Genomic DNA, 20,048 nt, shown 5'->3' on the forward strand with positions numbered 1-20,048 from the left:
ATTCATTTGCGAAAAAAACCTGCGCAATCAGGCAGGTACAGCCTTGGCTTTCGGTTCTCTATCCCACACTCGATGCTGTGCGATGGCCTTGAAGAACGCATCGTATGAGCCGTCTTGTACGACCAGCAATCCAGCGTCTTGATCCAGATGCAGCAAATCCGGTAATGCCTTGGCATCGCTGGATACCGCGATGGCCTTGAGGTGCTTGTAAGCCTCCAGCACGTAATGCAAGGCAACCCCATCGGTGCTCAAGGCTTTTATCGAGTCCTTGCCGCCGGGGATGAACACTGCATCGAACGCCACCGATGGCAGTCCTTCCATAGACGCATCCACCGGCAGACTCTTGCCGTCGGCGGTCACCACGGGGGCAGAAGTCGGCCCCAATACCTTGCCGTGAGCACCTTCGGCTTGCAGTGCGGCTTTCATGGCCTCGACAGCTTTTCCGTCCACGCCATTGGCCACCAGTATTGCGACCTTGCGCGATGCGATGTCGCCGGATAGCAGATTGGCCTGGCTCAATGCAGGTGACTGTTTGACAGACGAGGATCTGGCGGCCACAGTCCCGGCCTTTGGCGCTGGCAGCCCCAGATTCTGTGCCACGCGGCTGGCCAGCTCCAGGTCGATATTGGCCAGAATCTCGTTCACCGTCCGGGCGCGGATATGCTCACGCTCAACCTTGCCCAACTCGAAGCTGTAAGCCGAGATGATGTGTTCTTTCTCGTGTGTGCTCATGCTCTGAAAGAACAGCGTGGCCTGTGAAAAATGATCCCCGAAGGACTCGCTGCGCTCGCGTATCTTGTGGGCGTCGATGCGCTCCGGATACGACTCGAAACCGCCGTCCACCGCAGCGGCAGGCGTTTCTTTCGGCCAGCCGCCATCAATGGAGTTCGGTTCGTAGGATGTCCGCCCCTTGTTGATCGTCATGCGATGCTGCGCATCACGCTGCCCGTTATGGTTGGGCGAAACCGGGCGGTTGATCGGAATTTCGTGGAAGTTCGGACCGCCCAGGCGACTGATCTGGGTATCGGTATAGGAAAACAGTCGACCCTGCAGCAGCGGGTCATTGGAGAAATCGATGCCGGGCACGATATGCCCAGGGCAGAACGCAACCTGTTCGGTCTCGGCAAAGAAGTTGTCCGGGTTGCGGTTGAGCACCATCTTGCCCAGTGGCGTCACCGGTACCAGCTCTTCGGGAATGATCTTGGTGGGGTCCAGCAGATCGAAGTCGAAGGCATGTTCATCCTCTTCGGCCACGATCTGTACGCCTAACTCCCACTCGGGGTAATCGCCCGTTTCAATGGATTCCCACAGGTCTCGGCGATGATAGTCGGTGTCCTTGCCCGCCAGTTTCTGGGCCTCGTCCCACACCAGGGAGCAGACGCCGTACTTGGGTTTCCAGTGAAACTTCACGAAGGTCGACTTGCCCTCGGTATTGATCAGGCGAAAGGTGTGGACACCGAAGCCTTGCATGGTGCGCAGGCTTTTCGGGATGGCGCGATCGGACATGGTCCACAGCACCATATGCGCCGACTCAGGAACCAGCGACACAAAATCCCAGAAGGTGTCATGAGCCGAGCCCCCGGTCGGGATTTCGTTGTGAGGTTCGGGTTTTACCGCATGCACGAAGTCAGGAAACTTGATCGCATCCTGAATGAAAAACACCGGCATGTTATTGCCGACCAGATCGAAGTTGCCTTCGTCGGTGTAGAACTTGACCGCAAAGCCGCGAACATCCCGTACCGTATCCCCCGAGCCCCTTGGCCCCTGCACGGTGGAGAAGCGCACGAATACCGGGGTTTTCTTGCCAGGATCGCGAAGGAAGCCGGCCTTGCTCAAGGTGGCGTGATCGTCATAGCTCTGGAAGTAGCCATGTGCGGCCGTACCTCGCGCATGAACGATTCGCTCCGGGATGCGTTCATGGTCAAAGTGGGTGATTTTTTCGCGCATGATGAAGTCTTCCAGCAACGAAGGACCTCTGCTGCCTGCCTTGAGCGTGTTCTGATTGTCGGCGATCTTGACGCCCTGATTGGTGCGCAGCGCCTGCTCCGTGGCATCGGAGCGAAACGGCTCAAGGTTTTCCAGTTTTTCGTTGGTATTGCTTCGGTCAAGAGTGTCTGTTCCTGCCAGTTCGCTTTTCGGCGTAGAGGTAAGGGGTGGTTTTCTCGGGGTAGACATCAGACATGCTCCTCATTCTCTGGCCCGGCTTTCATGTCAGGCTCTATGATTCAACTCCCTTGGCAAGCCAAGGGAATCACGGCGTTAAAGGAGTGACCCGTCTGGAAAAGTGCCGTTCATTAAATTTTCCGGCCATTGGCACCACCGGTCGCGTTATGCCAATTGAGCATGTGTGCTGGCAAATAAATGCTAAGCAGTGCTGTGCGGACAGGCTAAAATGCGCGCCCGGCTTACCCCGCCGAGGTAACGAAGCAAGTGGCTGCCCCAGGTCACTGCGCTGATTTTTTAACGCGCCCCCACAAGGTTCGCTCCGTGATCGAGTTTCATAACGTCCACAAAACCTATCGGGTTGCAGGCAAGGATATTCCGGCTCTGCATCCCACCAGCCTGCGTGTCGAAGACGGCCAGGTATTCGGCCTGATCGGCCATTCCGGCGCGGGCAAAAGTACCTTGCTGCGCCTGATCAACCGCCTTGAAACCCCGAGTGGCGGGCAGATCGTGGTTGACGACGAAGATGTCACGGCACTCGACGCCAACGGCCTTCGGCGTTTCCGTCAGCAGGTCGGGATGATTTTTCAGCACTTCAATCTGCTGGCTTCCAAGACCGTGGCCGACAACGTGGCCATGCCGCTGACACTTGCGGGCGACCTGTCCCGTGAGCTGATCGACAAGCGTGTCGCCGAGCTGCTGGAGCGGGTCGGACTGTCTGCCCATGCCAGGAAATACCCGGCGCAATTGTCCGGCGGACAAAAGCAGCGTGTCGGCATTGCCCGCGCCCTGGCGACCAAGCCAAAGATTTTGCTGTGCGATGAAGCCACCAGCGCTCTGGACCCACAGACCACTGCGTCGGTCTTGCAGCTGTTGGCCGAGATCAATCGAGAGCTGAAACTGACCATCGTGCTCATCACCCATGAAATGGACGTGATTCGCCGTGTCTGCGATCAGGTGGCCGTGATGGACGCCGGTGTGATTGTCGAACAGGGCAATGTGGCCGACGTGTTCCTGCATCCGCAGCACCCGACCACCAAGCGTTTCGTGCAGGAGCATGAGCAGATCGACGAGAACGAGCAGCGTGACGATTTTGCTCATGTTCAGGGTCGTATCGTGCGCCTGACCTTCCAGGGCGAATCGACTTACGCGCCATTGCTGGGCACGGTCGCTCGGGAAACCGGCGTGGATTACAGCATCCTGGCGGGCCGTATCGACCGCATCAAGGACACACCTTATGGTCAACTGACGCTGGCCATTACCGGCGGCGACATTGACGCCGCTTTCGCTCGCTTCACCGCCGCTGACGTTCACATGGAGGTGCTGCGCTGATGGACGCTTTCCTGAATCTGTTTTCCAACGTCGACTGGTATGAAATCTGGGTCGCCACGGGCGATACCCTGATCATGCTCAGTGTTTCGCTGGGCTTCACCATCTTGCTGGGCCTGCCTCTGGGCGTGCTGATGTTCCTGACCTCGCCTCGCCAGTTGCTGGAACACAAGCAGCTGTATGCGACGGTCGGGCTGATCGTCAACATGCTGCGCGCCCTGCCCTTCATCATCCTGTTGATCGTGATGATGCCGCTGACCGAAGTCATCACCGGCACATCGCTGGGTATTCTCGGTACGCTGCCGCCGCTGATTGCCGGTGCCACGCCGTTCTTCGCCCGTCTGGTGGAAACCGCCCTGCGTGAAGTGGACAAAGGCATCATCGAAGCGACCCAGGCCATGGGTGCCACGACCCGGCAGATCATCGTCAAGGCATTGTTGCCCGAAGCGCGCCCCGGCATTCTGGCGGCCATTACCGTGACCGCCATTGCGCTGGTGTCCTTCACTGCCATGGCCGGCGCCGTGGGTGCTGGCGGACTGGGTGACCTTGCGATCCGCTATGGTTATCAGCGTTTCCAGAACGACGTGATGTTCGTGACGGTCGTACTGCTGCTGGTGCTGGTGCAGATACTGCAAACCGTCGGCGACAAGCTGGTTGCCCATTTCACCCATCGTTAACCGAATTTGTTGGTAAGGGCCTGCTTGGTGCGGGCCTCATAAAAGGAGCTGTTGCATGAAAAAACTTTTGGCCGTATTTGCCGCCGTTACAGCATTGTCTGCGCAGGCCAACGAAACCCTGAGTATCGCCGCGACTGCTGTACCGCAGGCCGAGATTCTGGAGTTCATCAAGCCAACACTGGCCAAGGAAGGCGTAGACCTGAAAATCAAGGTTTTCACCGACTACATCCAGCCGAACGTACAGGTTGCCGAAAAGCGCCTGGACGCCAACTTCTTCCAGCACCAGCCGTACCTGGATGAGTTCAACAAGGGTAAAGGCACCGATCTGGTTACCGTTGCCAAGGTTCACGTAGAACCGTTCGGCGCTTACTCCGACAAGTTCAAGAAACTGGAAGACCTGCCAAACGGCGCAACCGTCGCGCTGCCAAACGATGCCACCAACGAAGGCCGTGCTTTCCTGTTGCTGGCCAAGGCCGGTCTGATCACCCTCAAGGACCCGACCAGCATCCTGGCTACGCCTAAAGACGTTGCGAACAACCCGAAAAACCTGAAGTTCCGCGAGCTGGAAGCTGCAACCCTGCCGCGCGTGCTGACCCAGGTCGATCTGGCGCTGATCAACACCAACTACGCGCTGGGCGCCAAGCTTGATCCAACCAAGGATGCACTGGTGATCGAAGGTGCTGAATCGCCTTACGCCAACATTCTGGTTGCCCGTCCGGACAACAAGGATTCGGACGCCATCAAGAAACTGGCTGCTGCGCTGAACACTCCTGAAGTGAAAGCGTTCCTGGTCGAGAAGTACAAAGGCGCTGTGGTTCCGGCGTTCTGATAAAACCGCGTAGGAGCGAATCGGGCGGAGCGCCGCCCGATTCGCTCCTACTGGTTTCTCTGCAACAACCCTGGCAATTGCACCACCAGCTTCTGGCTGCTCAACGGTGCACGAATGAAGCCCCGCTGAGTGCCGTCCGGCCCCAGCAGTGCCAGGTTCCCGCTGTGGTCAACGGTGTAGTTCGGCTTGCTGGTATCGGCAGGAATGAACGGAATGCTCACCGCATTGGCCAGCCTCTGAAGATCCGCCACCGAAGTGGTGAGCCCGATGAATTCCTTGTCGAAATAACCCAGGTATTGCTTGAGCTGTTGCGGCGTGTCGCGATTCGGGTCGACGCTGATCAGCACCACGCGCAAGTTACCGACGACGTCCTTGGGCAGTTCGCTCTTGATCTGGCGGATCTGCGCCAGCGTGGTCGGGCAGATGTCCGGGCAGAAGGTGTAACCGAAGAACAGCAGCGTCCACTTGTCCTTCAACTGATTGATGGCTACCGAGCCGCCGTTCTGGTCGATCATCCTCAGGTCAGGCAGGTTGCGGCTTTGCGGCAGCAGGATAATGCCCGCATCGATCAGGGCAGTCTGATCGGCTGCGCCTTTGCCGGACAGCACGCGATTGAAGGTCAGGCCCAGGATCAAGGCCACGATGGCGACGAGGATGAATACGGTTTTCTGGGTTCGAGTCATGGTTTCAACAGTAGGTAGTGATCTGCGAGCAGGGCAATGAACAGCAGGAACAAGTAATGGATAGAGTACTTGAAGGTGTCGATTGCCACGTGCGGTCGAGTGCCACGGTACAGCACCCGGCTCCAGTGCAGGAAGCGCAAACCCAGTATCAATGCACAAAACAGGTACGTCAGGCCGCTCATGTGAATCACGTAGGGCAGCAGACTGACCGCGAACAGGATGCAGGTATACAGCACGATATGCACCTTGGTGTACTGCTCGCCATGGGTGATCGGCAGCATCGGGATATCGGCCTTGGCATATTCGGCCTTGCGATGAATGGCCAGAGCCCAGAAGTGCGGCGGGGTCCAGGCGAAGATGATCAGCACCAGCAACAGGGGTTCGGCGGTAACCTGCCCGGTAACCGCCACCCAGCCCAGCAAGGGTGGCGCAGCCCCGGCCAGCCCGCCGATGACAATGTTCTGTGGTGTGGCGCGTTTCAGAAAGCCGGTGTAGATCACGGCATAGCCGATCAACGACGCCAGGGTCAGCCAGGCGGTCAGCGGATTAGTGAATGCCAGCAGCAGAAACTGCCCGAGAAGCGTCAGCAGCAAGGCAAGGATCAAAGCGTTTTCCGGTGCGATCCGCCCTTGGGCAACCGGTCGTTTATGCGTGCGGGCCATCAGCGCATCGATATGGCGGTCCAGCACATGATTGATGACTGCCGCACTGCCTGCACACAGCCCTATCCCCAGATTGCCGAACAGCAGAATCGTCCATGGCACATGGGTGTGGCTGGATAGCAGCATGCCGACCAGCGAAGTGATCAACATCAACGCCACCACCTTGGGCTTGGTCAGTTCCAGGTAATCACGCCACAACGCCTGACGCTCCTGGCTCAGTACACTCATTGCATCGTGTCCTTCTTCACAGGTAGCACGTTTGCCCACGGGACAGGCAGGCGGACTCGGTCAGGCGTGCGGCGTGTACAAAAATTGATCAATGTCAGCGTCAACATCAAACCCGCGCCTCCTGCGTTGTGGGCCAGTGCAACGGGCAAGTGCAAACTTAGCAGCACATTGCCGAACCCCAGGCTGATCTGTATTCCAAGCGCCAGCACCAGCAGTGTCGCCAGCCCCTTGAGCCTGGCGCGTTTGAGTTGCCAGGCCAGAGTCAGTAATGAGCACGCAACCAGCATGGCGCCGACGCGATGGGCCAGATGAATCGCTGTGCGCGCTTCGTTGTCGAGCTTGCCGCCCAGATAATCGGGACCGATATGCTGGGTCAGGTGAAAACCATTGGCGAAGTCCGCATCCGGCCACCATTGGCCCTGGCAGGTTGGCCAGTCGGTGCAGGCCAGCGCTGCATAATTGGCACTGACCCAGCCACCCAGGGCGATCTGTAGCGTGACCAGCATCAGCCCGAGCGCCGCCCAGCGTCTTAAATGGGTGGGCAGTTGGGGCAAGGGCACGAAGGCGCCACTCAGGCGCAGGGTCAGCAGGAACAGCAGGCTCAAGGTGGCCACACCTCCCAGCAAATGCGCCGTGACCACTTGCGGCCAGAGTTTGAGCGTTACGGTCCACATGCCGAATGCCGCCTGGACGAAAACCACGCCCAGAAGCAGCAAGGGCAGCTTCAACGGTTGCCCGGCCAGGTGCCGACGCTGCCAGGCCTTTACTGCCAACAGAATAATGGTCAGGGTCAGCCCGCCTGCGAAATAGCGATGGGTCATCTCGCTCCAGCCTTTCCCCCGGTGCACGGGTGAGTCTGGAAAATGCAGCTGCGCATGAGCCAGTTGTCGGTCGTTGGCGGGTACGCTGATAAATCCGTAGCAGCCAGGCCAGTCAGGACAACCCAGACCGGCATGGGTCAGTCGTGTGTAAGCACCGAGTAGCACCACGAACAACGCCAGCAGCGTGGCAAGCAAGGCGATACGAAATCCGGGTCGGGTCATGACGACCTCCCTTTATCCGATGTTCGACAGTTTCAGCAGTTGGCGCAGATCGATCAGCAGATCCTTGCCTTTGACCCTGGCGTCATAGCGCAGCACAAGGTTGCCGTGGGGATCGATGATCCACAGTTGCGGCGCATTCAGCCCGGGGGCAAGTTTCTGATAGCGGGCAAGATCCAGTGGATATCGCTGTAATTGTGGATAGTCCTGCCGAAGTTTCTCGGCATAGTCGTCACTGAGCGGCGTCGTCGTGGCCAGGGCATGACTGGCGCGGGTTGCATCGCGGCCCAGGCCGATCTGGACCTGCCGCGCCAGATAGACCAGTTGCTGGCAATCGGCATCGCATTGCCCAGGCGCGCTGACCAGCAATTGCCAGCGCTGTTCATCGGCCTGTACACCCAGGTCGGCGCGGCTTTGGCCGTTGCCGATCAGCTGGCCGTGATAACTGCGGCTGTCCGGTACCCAGAAGTTGAAACGGTACATGCAGGTGGCCAGGATCATTGGCCCGATAGCCACCAGCACCAAGACCAACAGTTGCAGGCGTCCTCGTCGTTGCTTGCGAAATTCAGATACGCCGACGGTGTTCATTATTCTTCTCCCGGTGTTTTCTGCTGCGCCAACCCCGGTACAGACCAAAACCGAGCAGGGCCGTGGCCAGGGCAAACCATTGCACGGCGTAACCCATATGTTTTTGCGGCTCCATTGCCACCACCGGCCAGTCAGCGCGATAGGCTGCCTCGCCCGGTTCAAGACGCAGTTCGTGGGGATAACCTTGGCGATCCAGCTCAGCCCAGAGCTTGCCTGGCGTGAAGGCGGTCACCAGCCTGGGCCATGAGTCGCTCAGTGCATCGGCTTGCAGGTGAAAGCTCTCGCCGTGGGGGACATAGACCCAGGCATTCAGATGCAGCGGCTGGTTTGAGGTGCGGAATACCGGCGGCGTGCGTCGATCCGGCCAGGGCAGCCAGCCACGATTTATCCACAGCCATAATCCGCTGGGCTGGTCCTGAAATGGCTGGAGCAACTCGACGCCAGCCTTGCCGTCACGGGTGCTGTTATCGAGCAGCAGGCTGTGGGCCGCATCGAATTGCCCATGCAGTTGCACGCGCCTGTAGGCGGGTTCTTCGAGATCCAGCAAGCGGGCGATATCGACGGGCGCAGCCGCACGGTGCCCGGCGTAATGGCCGAGAATCACGCGCTTTTCTTCGGCTCGGTTCAATTGCCAGAAACCGAGCATGACCAGCAGTGGCAGCACTGCCAGCATCAGCAGTGCAGGCCCCGAACGCAGGATGAAGCGTTTCATCCTGCCGTCCGTTCTGGCCGTAGGGCCATGCCTATACTCCATTGCATCATGGCGATTGCTCCTGGAGTTTTCTCATGCTCAAAGCAGCGATTGTTTTTATGTTGGCGGCCACCGTGACCTGCCTGTTCAGCGGCCTGTTCTTTCTTATCAAGGACGACAACCAGTCGACCCGCCTGCTCAAGGTCCTGGCCCTGCGGGTCATTCTCGCCGCCCTCACCCTGGCGCTGATTACCTGGGGCTTCTACAGCGGCCAACTGGTTTCACATGTGAACTGGTGACCGGCTCACAAGACATACACAAAGGTGAACAGGCCGATCCACACCACATCCACGAAATGCCAGTACCAGCTTGCGGCCTCGAAGCCAAACTGATGCTCGGCATCGAAATGCCCGCGCAGAATCCGCACCAGCATTACAAACAGAATGATCGTGCCGATGGTGACGTGGGCGCCGTGAAAACCTGTAAGCATGAAAAAGGTCGCGCCATAGATGCCCGAGCCCAGAGTCAGGCCAAGCTCCTTATAGGCATGTACATACTCTTCAGCCTGCAGCACCAGAAAACTGCAGCCCAGCAGCACGGTGACGGCCAGCCAGCCTTTCAATGCGCCGCGATGGGCCTTTTTCAAGGCGTGGTGGGCAAAGGTGATGGTGACGCTGGAGCTGACCAGCAAAATGGTATTGATCAGCGGTAAATGCCACGGATCAATGATGCCCTTTGGGGCGGGGAACAGTTTCGGGTCCGGGTTTTCCAGCAGCGGCCACTGGAATTGAAAGTTCGGCCACAGCATGTTCGATATACCGTTGGCGCCCTCGCCGCCCAGCCACGGACCTGTCCAGACCCGCACGTAAAGCAGCACCCCGAAGAAGGCCATGAAAAACATCACTTCCGAAAAGATGAACCAGGCCATGCCCCAGCGGAACGAACGATCCATCTGCGCGCTGTACAGTCCGGCCCGTCCTTCTTTGACGACCGTACTGAACCAGCCAGACATCATGTAGGCCACCAGCAGGCCGCCAATGAAAAAGATCAGAGGCCCGTTGGATTCGGGCCGCGCCGCCTTCAGGTCATTGAACCAGGTACCCAGGCCGAACATCGTGACCAGCAAGGCCAGCGTGGCAATGATGGGCCATTTGCTTTGCGCCGGAACGTAGTAGTGCTCATGGGGCGTAGCCATTTGAGCGTCTCCTTCAGCCACCGTTTTTCACGACAGGCAGAACGGGGGGCTGGCGTGCAGTGATATCGAACAGCGTGTAGGCCAAGGTCAGGTGTTTCACGTCTTTGGGCAGGTCGCGATCAACAATGAAACGCACCGGCATTTCGATCCGCTCTCCCGGTTGCAGCATTTGCTGGGTAAAACAGAAGCATTCGGTCTTGTGGAAATAAGCCGCCGCTTGACCTGGGGAAATACTCGGCACGGCCTGCGCCGTCATCGCTTTGTCGGTGGGGTTCTGCGCCACGAAAATCATCTCGTTGACTGCGCCTGGGTGAACCTCGATCTCTTCGGTCCGGGGATGAAACGCCCAGACCATGTCCACCGCATTGGTCGAGATGAACTGCACACGCACCAGCCGCTGCTGATCGATCACCTGCGAGCCTTGATACTGGCCACCGGTCTTGCCATTGATGCCAAATGCCCTGCACATCACGTCATACAGAGGCACCAGAGCGAAACCAAAGGCGAACATCACGGCCACTATCAGCAGCAGGCGAGTGACAAGGCCTTTGATCGAATGCACGTTGCTCATGGCGGTACTCACTTCACTTCGGGCGGTGTGCTGAAGGTGTGATAAGGCGCGGGCGAAGGCAGTGTCCACTCCAGCCCGTCAGCCCCATCCCAGGGTTTTGCAGGCGCAGGCGGCCCGCCGCGAATGGTCTTGATCACAATGAACAGGAAGAACACCTGTGTCGCGCCGAAAGTGAAGGCACCGATGGACGACACCATGTTGAAGTCCGCGAATTGCAGGTTGTAGTCCGGGATACGACGCGGCATGCCTGCCAGGCCAAGAAAGTGCATCGGGAAGAACGCCATGTTCATCCCCACGAATGACAGCCAGAAATGCAGCTTGCCCAGGGTTTCGTCATACATGTGCCCGGTCCACTTGGGCAGCCAGTAATAAGCCGAGGCGAAAATGCCGAAGATCGCGCCGGGCACCAATACATAGTGGAAGTGCGCGACCACGAAGTAAGTGTCCTGATACTGGAAGTCTGCCGGGGCTATCGCCAGCATCAATCCCGAAAACCCGCCAATGGAAAACAGGATCACGAACGCCACGGCGAACAGCATGGGCGTCTCGAACGTCAGCGAGCCTTGCCACATGGTACTGACCCAGTTGAACACCTTGACCCCCGTCGGCACGGCAATGAGCATCGTCGCGTACATGAAGAACAATTCGCCCACCAAAGGGATTCCCACCACGAACATGTGGTGTGCCCACACGATGAACGACAGGAAGGCGATGCTCGCCACGGCGTAGACCATTGAGGTATAGCCGAACAGCGGCTTGCGCGAGAAAGCAGGGATGATCGAGCTGACCGCGCCGAAGGCCGGCAGGATCATGATGTACACCTCGGGGTGGCCGAAAAACCAGAATACGTGCTGAAACAGCACCGGATCGCCGCCCCCGGCAGCATTGAAGAAGCTGGTGCCGAAATGGATATCCATCAGCATCATGGTCACGCAGCCTGCCAGCACCGGCATGACCGCGATCAACAGGAACGCCGTGATCAGCCAGGTCCAGACGAACAGCGGCATTTTCATCAGCGTCATGCCCGGTGCCCGTAGGTTGAGGATGGTCGCGACGACATTGATAGCGCCCATGATTGAGCTTATTCCCATCATATGGATAGCCAATATGAAGAATGTCACGCTTTCGGGTGCATAAGTCGTCGAGAGCGGTGCGTAGAATGTCCAGCCAAAGTTGGGGCCGCCGCCAGGATGAAAGAGCGTGGAAACCAATAACAGGAATGCGGCAGGCAATAGCCAGAAGCTGAAGTTGTTGAGGCGTGGCAAGGCCATGTCCGGCGCGCCGATCATCAGCGGAATCATCCAGTTGGCCAGGCCGACGAAGGCTGGCATCACCGCGCCGAAAACCATGATCAGGCCATGCATGGTGGTCATCTGATTGAAAAAGGCAGGCTCGACGATTTGCAGGCCCGGCTGGAACAGTTCCGCGCGAATCACCATGGCGAATGAACCGCCCAGCAGGAACATCGTGAAACTGAACCACAGGTACATCGTGCCGATGTCCTTGTGATTGGTGGTCAGTACCCAGCGCATCAGGCCTTTGGCGGGTCCATGCGCATGCTCATGGTCTGTCTTGCCATGGTCATCGATCACTGCACTCATGTTCCGGTCTCCTGCGCGCTCATTGCTGTGACTGCTTGAGGGTCAGTACATCCCTGGGGCTCAGCATGTCGCCCTTGTCGTTACCCCACGCATTGCGCTCGTAGGTCACAACTGCGGCGATATCGACTTCCGAGAGTTGTTTGCCGAAGGCAGCCATGGCTGTCCCCGGCTTGCCGTTGAACACAATCTTCAAATGATCTTCGATGGGGCCGGTGGCGATTTTCGAGCCCTTGAGCGCCGGGAACAGTGGCGGCATGCCCTGTCCTTCAGGCTGATGGCAGGCGGCGCAAACGGTGTGATAGACCTTGTCGCCGTGGGCGACCAGTTCTTCCCGGGTCCAGTTCTTGTCGGTGAGTTCCTTGAGCCTGGCGCCTTCTTCCTTGCGTGCGGCGAGCCATGCCTGGTAATCCGCCGGGGATTTGGCTTCCACCACAATGGGCATGAAGGCGTGGTCCTTGCCGCACAACTCGGTGCATTGGCCTCGGTAAATGCCGGGTTTTTCGATACGGGTCCAGGCTTCATTGACGAACCCCGGAATGGCATCGCGTTTGACGGCGAAAGCGGGTACCCACCAGGAGTGGATCACGTCGGCGCCGGTCACCAGAAAGCGGATCTTCTCGCCCACCGGCAGCACCAGCGGTTGATCGACCTCCAGCAAGTAATGCTCGCCCTTGGCTTCACGGTTGTGGATCTGGTCGGCGGGGGTCGCCAGGTTGCTGAAGAACTCGACATCCTGTCCCAGGTATTTGTAGTGCCATTTCCACTGATAGCCCGTGATCTGGATATCGACATCCGACTCACTGGCGTCATACATGCTGATCAGGGTGCGGGTCGCCGGGATCGCCATGGCGACCAGAATCAGAAAGGGGACGATGGTCCACAGAATCTCGACGGTCGTGTTTTCGTGAAAGTGGGCGGCTTTCTGCCCGAGAGAGCGTCGATGCATGAGCATCGACCAGAACATGGCAGCGAACACCACAAGACCGATCACGACACATATCCAGAAGATGGTCATGTGCAGATCGAACACCGCGTTGCTGACGACAGAGGCGCCAGGCGCCATATTCGTTGTCCAGGCTGCTTGCGCCTGAGCAAATATTTGCCACAACACGAGCCCCATCCAAACGTATGGACGTCGCTTCATCGCGGGGTCCCCCAGCTTGTTATCCGGCAGACTTTGTCTGCGGCCAAGGAGCGGCTTGCGAATTCACTGACATCATGCCCGGATGACCCAGGTCTACAGCGTTGCGGCCTTCAGCCAACTTCTCTCACAGCCGAGTATAGACATAGCCAGAGAGTGCGCAACGCGATGGGAGAACCATCCATATAGATGTATGGGGTTTTATTAAGATCGTAAGATAAAGGTCTTGAAAGAGTCTTTTAATAACTAATACACATAAATGTTACTTAGTTATGAAAAATGCGTCTTAGGGAGTCAGCCAATCAGGCTAACGTATGACTTCCCCTAATAACTACCTGGTTTTAAGCCCTCAGGAGCCTTCATGAACACCGCCGCATTGCGCGAGCAGATTCAGCGTGCACATCAACACGAAGCCGAAACAGGCCAATTGCTACAACAACTGGAAATCCAGCTACCCCATCTGCATCCCGCGATTGATCTTCCGGATGTCGACGCAAAAGGTGTGCTGACGCGCTTTGTTTCTGCCTATATCGAGTTGGTACCGGACCTGCTAGACGCTGCTCACGAAGTTGCAGTTCAGGCGGGTATAGAAGGACAGATAAAGCCTGTCCTGAAAATTGCCGAGCAGTTTTTCGTTAGTCCGCCAGCCATCATGGCCGGTCATGAAGGGCTCGACAGTCTGTTGGATGAAGCGTATCTGGCACATCGCCTTGTAGAAGAGGTGAATGACCTCTACATCAAGCATTTCGGCCGGCCGTTGATCCCTTCGAACACTGTCGTCGCCAGTGTGATTGCCCACCAGTTGATCGGCGAAGAGTTCGCCAACCAGCTCGATGAAGCCGTACATCATGCAGTTGACCAGTTACTCGATGATGAGAGCTTTGCACTGGAATCGGTCGAAACCTACCGTGAGCGCCTTGATAGCCCCGACACCGAAGAAGCATGGAAACGCTGGCCGTGTCTGTCACGTCAACTGGGCATCGGCCTGGAGCTGGATCGCCCCGAGGCCTGATGCTGTCGGTCGTTGTAATAATGTCTTTGCGAGCAAAGGAAGGAGAGTCGGCAGGCGCTCCGCTGCTTCGCGAAGACGCCCACCGCTGACGCGAGCTACCTGGCAGCAGCTCCGATACCGGTTGTCGTATAGATCCGACCTTCCAGACGACGCTTCAAGCCCCGCGACTCGATAAGCAGTTTCGTCCCCTGAGCGGCATTGGTCCGCCCCCACTCTTCCAGCAATTCCAGGCAAGAGTGATCGATATAGGTCAGGTTGTTCAACGGCACGTGCACGGTGCTGCCTTGAGGGATGCTGCCCAGCACTTTGGTCAGCGCCGGAACCTTGAGGAAGGTAGCCGCACCCACCAGACGCAACTCCATTTCACCGTCACCCTCCAGTTGAACCAGGCTGATCTTCAGGCGCGAAGCCTTGAGTGCCAGCTTGGCCAGAGTCAGACCGAAACCAACCAGTACGCCAGTCAGCAGGTCAGTGAGGATGATTGACGAAGCCGTGGCGGCATAGATGAACATCGGCGTGCGTCCATAACGGCCCAGACCGCGAAATGCCTTGAGATCTACCAGCTTGAGGCCCGTGTATACCAGCACACCCGCCAGGCTCGCCACCGGAATGCTTTGCAGTACGCTCGACAGAATCAGCACGAAAGCCAGCAGCCAGAGGCCATGGAAAATCGTCGAGAATCGGGTTGTGGCACCTGCCTGAACGTTTGCCGAGCTACGCACGATAACGCCGGTCATTGGCAGCGCACCCACCAGGCCGCACAGCATGTTACCTATGCCTTGTGCGCTTAACTCCTTGTCGAAGTCAGAGCGCGTGCCGTTGTGCATGCGGTCGACGGCAGCGGCCGAAAGCAGCGTTTCGGCACTGGCGATGAAGGCCAGGGCGATGGCAGCAATCAGGATCGCAGGATCGGCGAGGTTCATGAGGTCCGCAGGGCGTAGCCAGTCGATGGCGTCGGCCAGATTGTCAGGGACCTCCACGCGCTTGACCTCCAGCGCCATGATGAGGCTTATGCCTGTTGCAAGACCGACACCCAGCAGTGCTCCCGGAACGAAACGCAGTGATTGTGGACGGATTTTTTCCCAGGACCACATCACCAGCATGGTTCCCAGACCCAGCAGGCCTGCCTGCATGGCCGGTCCAGGCCCGATGGCCTGTACCAGAGTTTCAGGGAATGCCAACAGGTTATCCAGCCCGGACGGTTTCGGGCCGCTATCAAACATCACATGCACTTGTGAAAGGACGATCAGCACGCCGATGCCGGCCAGCATGCCATACACCACAGCCGGTGCCGTCACCCGGAACCAGCAGCCGAGCTTGAAGCGTCCGGCCAGTAGTTGAAGCAGGCCGGCCAGCAGAAGAATCGGGCCAAGCATGGCCATTCCATGCTCACGTACCAGCTCGAATACCAATACGGCCAGACCTGCGGCAGGGCCACTGACCTGCAAGGGCGACCCCGCGATCCAGCCGACGATCAGGCCACCGATGATGCCAGTAATCAATCCCTTGGCCGGAGGCATGCCAGAAGCAATTGCAATCCCCATGCACAGCGGCAGGGCAACCAGGAACACCACCACGGAAGCGAGCAGCTCCCGTGGTAAAACGGATTTCAGTTCTGTAGTACCCATGATGCTTCTCCGGGATCTCTTCAGATGTAACAAAGCCTGGCGGCGCGCATCCTGCGCAACCGCCATAGGCTCAAAGAGGGGTTTACCGTCAGTCGTGAATTAAGTCAGGCGACTAGAAACGCGGTTTCGGGGTAGCCATGGGTGTCGGACCCTCGCCATCGAGTGGCAGGAACGCATCCCGGTCCGAGTCGTAAGCCAGGATTTCACTGGTTTCGATGTTGTAGACCCAGCCGTGGATGAACAACTGACCGTTGGCCAGTTTTGATGCAACCGAAGGGTGGGTACGCAGGTGCTGGAGCTGAGCGATCACGTTTTCCTGAGTCAGGACGTGCATGGTTTCCTTTTCGCTGCCGCAACTGCAATTGTTCTCTACCACCGTACGGGCAACCTCTGCATGACGCAGCCAGGCTTTGACCGTCGGCATTTTATCGAGGCTTTGAGGGTTGAGTACGGCACGCATTGCGCCGCAATCGGAGTGACCGCAGATGATGATGTGTTGCACGCCCAGAGCCGAAACCGCGTACTCGAGGGCTGTTGAAACCCCGCCATTCATCTGGCCGTAAGGTGGAACGACGTTACCGACGTTACGGGTGACGAAAAGATCGCCCGGAGAGCTCTGGGTAATGAGTTCAGGCACGATGCGCGAGTCTGCGCAGGTGATGAACATGGCGCGAGGCGATTGCGCCGTGGCCAGTTTCTTGAACAGTTCTTCCTGCTGTGGGAAGACCTCATGACGGAAATGCACGAAGCCACTCACGATTTGCTGCAGCGCTACCTCAGCACTATTCAATGCAGGCTGCTCACTGGCTGAGGTAGCCGACTGCTGTTTATCCATGTCTCTCATGTCTTCATCCTCTCTGACGGATTGATGTGGATTTTTCATGCGTTATCTAAACGGAAACGGACCTGAGCCCTCTTTGTGTGGCATAGCGAACAAGTCCATTGAACGCTATCGCGGGCATCACTCCGATTTACAGATTAGCCACCCAAGCTTAAGTGAAACTGAATGCGACAGCTCTAGGACGCAGTTCCTGTATTTAAAGGAGCGACATCTGCCCTCCCGGCGGGCAAAAAGCGCTGCAGTCCAGATGAAAACTCTCACGACGATTGAGGCCTAAACGTTTAGTCGCTATGGCGTAACGCCTGGCCAACAGATCGGCAAAAGGCCCTTCACCCCGCATGCGCGACCCGAACTCGCTGTTGTAGACCTCACCGCCTCGGCTTTGACGTATCAGACTCATCACATGTTCCGCACGTTGCGGATAATGTGTCTTGAGCCATTCATCGAACAGTGGCGCCACCTCCAGCGGCAGGCGCAGCATCACATAGCTCGCACTTTGTGCCCCGGCCGCCTTGGCCTCACTGAGCAGCGCTTCAAGCTCGCTGTCGTTGATCATTGGAATCATCGGCGCGCATAACACGCCCACTGGCACGCCGGCCTGCCGCAGTACCCGAATCGCCCTCAAGCGAGCCTTGGGGGCCGCCGCCCTGGGCTCAAGAATGCATTTGAGTTCGTCATCCAGCGTGGTCAGGCTGATGAACACTGAAACCAGATTCAACTTCGCCATTTCGGCCAGCAGATCGAGGTCGCGCAGGATCAGCGAGCCTTTGGTGATGATGGATACCGGATGGCGATAACGCAGCAGGACTTCGAGGGTGGCGCGAGTGATCCGGTGCTCGCGTTCGATAGGTTGATACGGATCGGTATTGGCGCCCAGCGTGATTGGCGCGCAACGGTAGCCAGGTTTGGAAAGCTGCTGCTCCAGCAAGGCTGCTGCATTGGTCTTGGCGATCAGTTTGGTCTCGAAATCCAGCCCTGGCGACATGTCCCAATAGGCATGGCTGGGTCTTGCGAAGCAATAGATGCAGCCGTGTTCACACCCGCGATAAGGGTTGATGGAACGATCGAAGGGAATGTCCGGTGACGTGTTGCGGGTAATGATGGTCTTGGCCGTTTCGTTGATGACCTGAGTGCCTTGGGTCAGCGGAACCTCCTGATACCAGCCATCGTCCTCGGCGACGGACCTGCTGGGAGCAAAGCGATTGTGCGGATTGGTGGCGGTACCGCGGCCGCGAATCGGGGGTGTGCTGACCATGAGGAACGACTCGAATACTGTTTATGCATACAGTACATCAAAATTCACATCGCCCAGGAAAAAATGCTTCCCACCTGACCGGTGGTTCTGCCTGCCGAGAAACGCTTCTTAAAGCGTTGTAACAATAAGCCGGTTCCACTGAACATCTTATTAATTTATTAATTGTCGCCAGCAACACTCATGGATGAGCACTTGGGCAGTTCCTGTTATAGAAACTGACAACTATTGAAAAGGATTTCAATCGTGAACACGAAATATGTATTTAATACCCTGGTTGGGGCATCGCTCCTGTCTCTTGCACTGACAACTGCGCAAGCGTCCGGCTTCGCGGATAAGAATAAACCCTTTGACCAGTATCACTGGGTCACAACCCATAATTCCTACGAGAAGATCAATCAGAATCTGGCAGAACTGCCCAGGCAACTGAAAGACGGTGTTCGGGGTTTCATGCTGGATCTCTATACCGACAAGAAGTCAGGCTTCAACCGTATCAAGGTCTGCCATAAAACCATTGCTTGCTACGGCCCGCTGGGCAATCAGCTAAAGAATGAGTTCATTCCTTTTCTGAAAAACAACACGTCGGAAGTTGTGACTATATTTTTCGAGACTTATGTCAGCCGTGACGATTTGCAGGAAGTCTTCAATGCGATACCCGAGCTTGCAGACTACTCGTTCAACCCGGCGAATTTCGATACCTCGGGTTGGCCAACCCTGGCCGCCATGACCCAGAAAAATAACCGTCTTATCATGATGACCGATAAGCGTGAAGTCAGTGGGCAGTACCGGGTCGGATCAAAGACCATTACCGTCCTGTTCGATAAGGACTGGTTGACGCAGAACAAGTGGGACACCTTGGGTGGGGCGGCCTCCAATATTTATGCCGCCCACAATTTTTCCTGCTCCACACGCTGGTCAGATGTACCTCTGAATACCAGAAAAGTCGCCAGTTCTACAGGCAAGCAATGGAATCGCCTGTTCCTGATGAACCAGTTTCATACCGCCACTTCTACCATTCCTGATTCTGCCAAGTACGACAATAACCTGACCTACCTGATGCGGCGTACGGCCAACTGCGGGAATGAGCCGAATTTCATCGGTATCAATAATTACCAGAACGGCGATGCCTTTTCCTATGCACGCACCTTGAGCCAGGGTGGCATTTATTTATGGGAAGGCTCTGATGCCGACAGGAAAAGAGACACCGTCTGCGCCATTCCCAGCGGTTCCCGGACTCTTCTTCTGCCGACCCAAGGCTGTGAAAACGATGAGGCTCAATCCATGTCGTTATCCGGCGTTACCAAAGGCACCCGAATCACGGTATTCGACAATGGCGGTGGTAGCCGCGAAGATGATTACGCCATTATCGACGTGAAGCGAGACATCGGGATCAAAGAGCATGTTGTGGTTTCAGGTTTTGAACAGAATCGCAATAACGCAGACTATCAGATCATCCATGTTCGCAATAATGGTTTGAACGGGAAGATTTCCCGTATTGAAGTAGGTCGGACGCCGGGTAACTTCTCTGATGCGGCCATTGCCTTCTATGAGGGAAACAACCTCGAAAAAAATCTCGACTGTACGGTTCCTTTCAATCGTGTGCATAACGTCAAGATGAAAAACAACAGTTTTGGCTGCTCAAACGACGAGATTCGTTCTGCCCGAATTCTCAAGGCCGGAGCGGGTACGTCATTTACTCTGGTTGGCCATCCTTATGGCGATTTTTCACAAGGCCGGACAATCGTCACCATCAAACGTGATATTAGATGGCCGGTCACGATTCCAGGGTTCAACTCCTCTTATGAAAACAGTGATGTAAAAGTCGAGGCCAGCAAATCGATTGATGGCAAGATCTCGTTTGGTTATTTCAATGGTAAACAATAAGGCGATTGTTTCTTGAGCCGGAAGTGGGGCGAA

General features: G+C 57.0%; 19 protein-coding genes. 6 read left to right on the forward strand and 13 right to left on the reverse strand.

All coding sequences use genetic code 11. The features are described 5' to 3' along the window. Positions 1 to 27: 27 nt before the first annotated feature. Positions 28 to 2,175 carry a catalase HPII gene (gene katE, locus JL015_RS20180; RefSeq protein ID WP_201019690.1) on the reverse strand — a complete coding sequence of 716 codons (2,148 nt, stop codon included), beginning with the start codon at positions 2,173 to 2,175 and terminating at the stop codon, positions 28 to 30. A 312-nt stretch (positions 2,176 to 2,487) separates the two neighbouring features. Here katE and JL015_RS20185 point away from each other — a divergent pair, with 312 nt between their 5' ends. The 3 genes from JL015_RS20185 to JL015_RS20195 are packed head-to-tail and all read left to right on the forward strand — an operon-like array spanning position 2,488 to position 4,998. Then, positions 2,488 to 3,495 carry a methionine ABC transporter ATP-binding protein gene (locus tag JL015_RS20185; protein ID WP_201019691.1) on the forward strand — a complete coding sequence of 336 codons (1,008 nt, stop codon included), beginning with the start codon at positions 2,488 to 2,490 and terminating at the stop codon, positions 3,493 to 3,495. Continuing rightward, positions 3,495 to 4,169, forward strand: a complete 675-nt coding sequence (locus JL015_RS20190; RefSeq protein WP_201019692.1) for a methionine ABC transporter permease — start codon at positions 3,495 to 3,497, stop codon at positions 4,167 to 4,169. The genes JL015_RS20185 and JL015_RS20190 overlap by 1 nt, the downstream gene beginning before the upstream one ends. Before the next feature lie 55 nt (positions 4,170 to 4,224). After that, positions 4,225 to 4,998: a MetQ/NlpA family ABC transporter substrate-binding protein gene (locus JL015_RS20195; RefSeq protein ID WP_201000896.1), complete on the forward strand. Its 774-nt coding sequence runs from the start codon at positions 4,225 to 4,227 to the stop codon at positions 4,996 to 4,998. A gap of 47 nt (positions 4,999 to 5,045) precedes the next feature. On the opposite strand, the gene JL015_RS20200 is transcribed toward JL015_RS20195, so the two are convergent. From JL015_RS20200 to JL015_RS20220, 5 genes are read right to left on the reverse strand one after another with little or no spacing between them, the layout of a single operon-like run. Further along, complete coding sequence (locus JL015_RS20200) at positions 5,046 to 5,681, reverse strand: SCO family protein (RefSeq protein ID WP_201019693.1); 636 nt, start codon at positions 5,679 to 5,681, stop codon at positions 5,046 to 5,048. Further along, positions 5,678 to 6,571 (reverse strand): heme o synthase, encoded by an 894-nt coding sequence (cyoE, locus tag JL015_RS20205; protein WP_201019694.1) that lies wholly within the window; start codon positions 6,569 to 6,571, stop codon positions 5,678 to 5,680. The genes JL015_RS20200 and cyoE overlap by 4 nt, the downstream gene beginning before the upstream one ends. Beyond that, the gene (locus JL015_RS20210) at positions 6,568 to 7,614 is read right to left on the reverse strand and encodes a COX15/CtaA family protein (protein ID WP_201019695.1); all 1,047 of its coding nucleotides are present in this window, start codon (positions 7,612 to 7,614) and stop codon (positions 6,568 to 6,570) included. The genes cyoE and JL015_RS20210 overlap by 4 nt, the downstream gene beginning before the upstream one ends. Positions 7,615 to 7,626: 12 nt before the next feature. Next, positions 7,627 to 8,199 (reverse strand): hypothetical protein, encoded by a 573-nt coding sequence (locus JL015_RS20215; protein WP_201019696.1) that lies wholly within the window; start codon positions 8,197 to 8,199, stop codon positions 7,627 to 7,629. Then, on the reverse strand, positions 8,177 to 8,911 hold the full coding sequence (locus JL015_RS20220; RefSeq protein WP_201019697.1) for an SURF1 family protein: 735 nt from the start codon (positions 8,909 to 8,911) through the stop codon (positions 8,177 to 8,179). The genes JL015_RS20215 and JL015_RS20220 overlap by 23 nt, the downstream gene beginning before the upstream one ends. Positions 8,912 to 8,985: 74 nt before the next feature. Between JL015_RS20220 and JL015_RS20225 the strand changes: the two genes are divergently transcribed. Further along, a complete protein-coding gene (locus JL015_RS20225; RefSeq protein ID WP_201019698.1) occupies positions 8,986 to 9,189 on the forward strand; it encodes a twin transmembrane helix small protein in 204 nt (67 codons plus the stop codon). Between the two features lie 5 nt (positions 9,190 to 9,194). On the opposite strand, the gene JL015_RS20230 is transcribed toward JL015_RS20225, so the two are convergent. Genes JL015_RS20230 through coxB form a run of 4 tightly spaced genes read right to left on the reverse strand, consistent with a single transcriptional unit; the run spans position 9,195 to position 13,401 of the window. Beyond that, entirely contained in the window at positions 9,195 to 10,085 is an 891-nt protein-coding gene (locus JL015_RS20230; RefSeq protein WP_201019699.1) for a cytochrome c oxidase subunit 3, read from the reverse strand. A gap of 13 nt (positions 10,086 to 10,098) precedes the next feature. Continuing rightward, a complete protein-coding gene (locus tag JL015_RS20235) occupies positions 10,099 to 10,656 on the reverse strand; it encodes a cytochrome c oxidase assembly protein (RefSeq protein WP_201019700.1) in 558 nt (185 codons plus the stop codon). Between the two features lie 8 nt (positions 10,657 to 10,664). Next, positions 10,665 to 12,257: a cytochrome c oxidase subunit I gene (ctaD, locus tag JL015_RS20240; protein ID WP_201019701.1), complete on the reverse strand. Its 1,593-nt coding sequence runs from the start codon at positions 12,255 to 12,257 to the stop codon at positions 10,665 to 10,667. A 19-nt stretch (positions 12,258 to 12,276) separates the two neighbouring features. Beyond that, the gene (coxB, locus tag JL015_RS20245; RefSeq protein ID WP_201019702.1) at positions 12,277 to 13,401 is read right to left on the reverse strand and encodes a cytochrome c oxidase subunit II; all 1,125 of its coding nucleotides are present in this window, start codon (positions 13,399 to 13,401) and stop codon (positions 12,277 to 12,279) included. A 358-nt stretch (positions 13,402 to 13,759) separates the two neighbouring features. On the opposite strand from coxB, the gene JL015_RS20250 reads away from it, so the two are divergent. Further along, positions 13,760 to 14,410, forward strand: coding sequence for a hypothetical protein (locus tag JL015_RS20250; RefSeq protein WP_201019703.1), 651 nt, complete (start codon positions 13,760 to 13,762; stop codon positions 14,408 to 14,410). Positions 14,411 to 14,505: 95 nt separating this feature from the next. Here the strand turns inward: JL015_RS20250 and JL015_RS20255 are convergent, their stop codons facing one another. The 3 genes from JL015_RS20255 to JL015_RS20265 all read right to left on the reverse strand — a co-directional run bounded on the left by JL015_RS20255 (position 14,506) and on the right by JL015_RS20265 (position 18,134). Beyond that, positions 14,506 to 16,038 carry a SulP family inorganic anion transporter gene (locus JL015_RS20255; protein WP_201019704.1) on the reverse strand — a complete coding sequence of 511 codons (1,533 nt, stop codon included), beginning with the start codon at positions 16,036 to 16,038 and terminating at the stop codon, positions 14,506 to 14,508. Positions 16,039 to 16,150: 112 nt separating this feature from the next. Next, positions 16,151 to 16,882, reverse strand: a complete 732-nt coding sequence (locus JL015_RS20260; RefSeq protein ID WP_201019705.1) for a carbonic anhydrase — start codon at positions 16,880 to 16,882, stop codon at positions 16,151 to 16,153. Positions 16,883 to 17,075: 193 nt separating this feature from the next. Beyond that, complete coding sequence (locus JL015_RS20265; protein WP_201019706.1) at positions 17,076 to 18,134, reverse strand: PA0069 family radical SAM protein; 1,059 nt, start codon at positions 18,132 to 18,134, stop codon at positions 17,076 to 17,078. Between the two features lie 243 nt (positions 18,135 to 18,377). Here JL015_RS20265 and JL015_RS27765 point away from each other — a divergent pair, with 243 nt between their 5' ends. Next, positions 18,378 to 20,015, forward strand: coding sequence for a hypothetical protein (locus JL015_RS27765; protein ID WP_236250244.1), 1,638 nt, complete (start codon positions 18,378 to 18,380; stop codon positions 20,013 to 20,015). The last annotated feature ends 33 nt before the right edge of the window (positions 20,016 to 20,048 follow it).

Origin of the sequence: Pseudomonas cichorii, from assembly GCF_015471405.1 — a bacterium.
Classification (GTDB): Bacteria; Pseudomonadota; Gammaproteobacteria; order Pseudomonadales; family Pseudomonadaceae; genus Aquipseudomonas; species Aquipseudomonas serbiensis.